The following is a 2,850-nucleotide window of genomic DNA, read 5'->3' on the forward strand; positions in this document are numbered from 1 at the left end:
CTGTTCGAGAAGGACAACCCGGGGGTGAAGGTCAACGACGTCTACGTCCCGTACGACCAGCTGGATTCGAAGCTGATCGCCTCGGCGGCTGCCAAGTCGGGCCCGGACGTGGTCGTCTTCAACGGGGCCGACGCCGACAACCTCGCCCTCGCCAACACCCTGGCTCCCATCGACTCGCAGTGGAACTCGTTCGCGGACAAGTCCCAGTTCCCGGACTCGGTGGTCCACACCGTGAACGGGAAGACCTACGCTGTCCAGGGCTACGTGAACCTCCTGGGCCTCTGGTACAACCAGGACATCCTGGACAAGATCGGGGTGAAGCCGCCGACCACCCCGGATGAGCTCAACGCGGACATGGCCAAGGCCGTGGGCGCGGGCTACCAGGGCATCACCCTCTCCGGGCTGCCCCAGAGCCAGGGCGAATGGCAGGCCTACCCGTGGCTGAGCGCCGCCGGGTTCAGCTACGCGAACCCGAGCGCGTCGAGCCTGAGCAGCGGCTTCCAGACCGCCAAGGACTGGATCGACAAGGGCTACCTCTCCAAGGAGGCCACGACCTGGGACCAGACCGTCCCGTTCCAGAAGTTCGCCGCCGGCAACGTGGCGTTCGCCGAGAACGGCAACTGGCAGATCGGCACGGCCAAGTCGACCGCGAAGTTCAAGTACGGGGTGGCCCCGCTGCCCCTGGGCTCCTCCGGGAAGGTGTACCTGGGCGGGGAGGGCGAGGGCATCGGCGCCTACGCCAAGAACCCCACGCTCGCCTGGAAGTACCTCCAGCAGACCTACTTCAGCAAGGAGGGCCAGCTCATCGCGGTGAAGGACGTGGGCAGCATCCCGGCCCGGAAGGACGCCGCGCAGGACCCGGCCGTGGCCGGGGATGCCCTGCTGAAGCCGTTCGCGGCCGAGATCGCCGGCAGCGGGGCCGCCTACCCGGATCCCGCCGTGCCGCCGAAGAGCGTCAACGACCTGCAGCTGGCCGTCGGCCAGGCCTGGAGCTCGGTCCTGGGCGGCCAGTCCTCGCCCTCGGACGCCGCGAACGCCCTCCTGTCCAAGATCCAGCCGCTCCTGGGGAAGTAGGCCCACGATGCCCACGATGACAACGGCCCCCCCGGGCGGGGCCGTCAGGGGCGCCCCGCCCCGGCGGTTCCCCCGCGGGTGGGCGCGGGGGCAGGCTCGCCTGGCCTACGTGCTCCCCGCGGCCCTGGGCCTGGCCGTCCTGGCCGTCTACCCGCTTGTCCAGCTCGTGCGGATGAGCTTCAGCGCCGTCACCTCCTCCACCCTCCAGAACCCCTGGGCCCTGGTGGGATGGGGTAACTTCGCCGCCGACGCCAAGGGCGGGGAGCTCTGGGCAGCACTGGGCAACACCGGGATCTTCGCACTGATCGTGACCGTGGTGGGCCTGGTCGGCGGGTTCGCGGCCGCGGTCGCGCTGCGGGACTCGGGCCGCTGGCCGGCCTTCCTGCTGGGCATGATGGTCTTCATCTGGGCGCTCCCGCCGGTCGTGAACGGCAGCGTCTGGAAGTTCCTCCTCGGCGACTCGGGCCTGTTCAACACCCTGATCCACGCCACCGGGCTCGCGCACTCGCCCGTGCCCTTCCTCTACGACCAGCACATGGCCCTGTACTCGGTGGCCTTCGTGAACTCCTGGGCCGTCGTGCCCTTCAACGCCCTGGTCTTCCGCGCCGCGATGCTCGGGGTGCCCGCTGAGATCTTCGAGGCCGCGCGGCTGGACGGAGCCGGGCCCGCGAAGGAGATCCGCCACATCCTGATCCCCGCAGTCCGCCCCACCACGCTCGTGCTGACCGTGCTGACGGTCGTCTACGCCTTCCGCAGCTTCGACTTCATCTACGTCATGACCTACGGCGGGCCCGGCACTGCCACGAACACCCTGCCGTTCCTGGGCTACCTGCAGGCCTTCGTCCAGTACGACTACGGCAAGGGCGCCGCCACCGCCGTGCTCGCCGCGCTCCTGGTGATCGTGCTCGCCGTGGTCTACGCCCGCAGCGTCAACAAGGAGGAGAACGAATGAGCGCCGCACTCCCTCCGGCCCTCCCGCGGCCCCTCGGCCGCAGGAGGCGGCGCCGCGAGTCTGGCCCGGTCGCCGCAGTGTTCCGGGTGATCCTCTTCCTCGTCTACGGGGTCCCGGTGCTGTGGATCGTGCTCACCAGCCTCAAGTCACCCGGCGATGTGCTCTCCAGCAACGCCCTGTTCTTCTTCAAGCCCACCCTCGACGCCTACACCACCGCCCTGGGCAACGGGGACCTCCTCACCGCCGGCATGCAGTCCCTGACCATCGCAGCCGGCACCACCGTCCTGACCCTCGCCCTGGCCGTCCCGGCAGGCTACGGACTGGCAAGGGTGAGGGGCCCGGTGCCCACCATCGCCCTCGGGCTCCTGATCGTGCTGCAGATGATGCCCCAGACGGCAACGGTGATCCCCCTGTTCCAGATCTTCGGAAGCTGGGGGCTCCTGGACAACCGCATCGCGGTGATCCTGGCCGACACCGCGCTCCTGGTCCCGTTCGCGGTCCTGCTGATGCGACCGTTCTTCCGCAACGTGCCCGAGGCCCTCGAGGAATCGGCCGCCATCGACGGGGCCTCGTCCCTGAGGACCTTCCTCTCGGTCGTGCTGCCCGTCGCCCGCAACGGGATGGCCACCACCGCCACCCTGGTGTTCCTGCTCTCCTGGGGCGAGTTCCTGTACGCGATCAACTTCCTGCTCTCCCCGGGCAGCTACCCGCTCAGCGCTCTGCTCGCCCAGCAGGTCTCCGCCTTCGGCATCAACTGGCCTGGGCTGATGGCCCTGGCCGTGATCACCTCGGTGCCGATCCTGGTGCTGTTCGTCTTCACCTAC

The 2,850-nt window shown here is 69.2% G+C and carries 3 protein-coding genes; all 3 read left to right on the top strand.

Annotated features, from left to right (window positions below; all coding sequences use genetic code 11):
* Positions 1-1,074, top strand: a 1,074-nt coding sequence (locus LK10_RS04250) for a sugar ABC transporter substrate-binding protein (protein ID WP_043120427.1), incomplete at its 5' end; no start/stop codon positions are given.
* 16 nt (positions 1,075-1,090) lie between these two features.
* Positions 1,091-2,026, top strand: a complete 936-nt coding sequence (locus LK10_RS04255; RefSeq protein WP_156144025.1) for a carbohydrate ABC transporter permease — start codon at positions 1,091-1,093, stop codon at positions 2,024-2,026.
* The coding region (locus LK10_RS04260) for a carbohydrate ABC transporter permease (protein WP_052206943.1) at positions 2,023-2,850 on the top strand (828 nt) is incomplete at its 3' end. The genes LK10_RS04255 and LK10_RS04260, both read left to right, overlap by 4 nt.

The sequence above is a fragment of the Sinomonas humi genome, assembly GCF_000802235.1.
GTDB lineage: Bacteria > Actinomycetota > Actinomycetes > Actinomycetales > Micrococcaceae > Sinomonas > Sinomonas humi.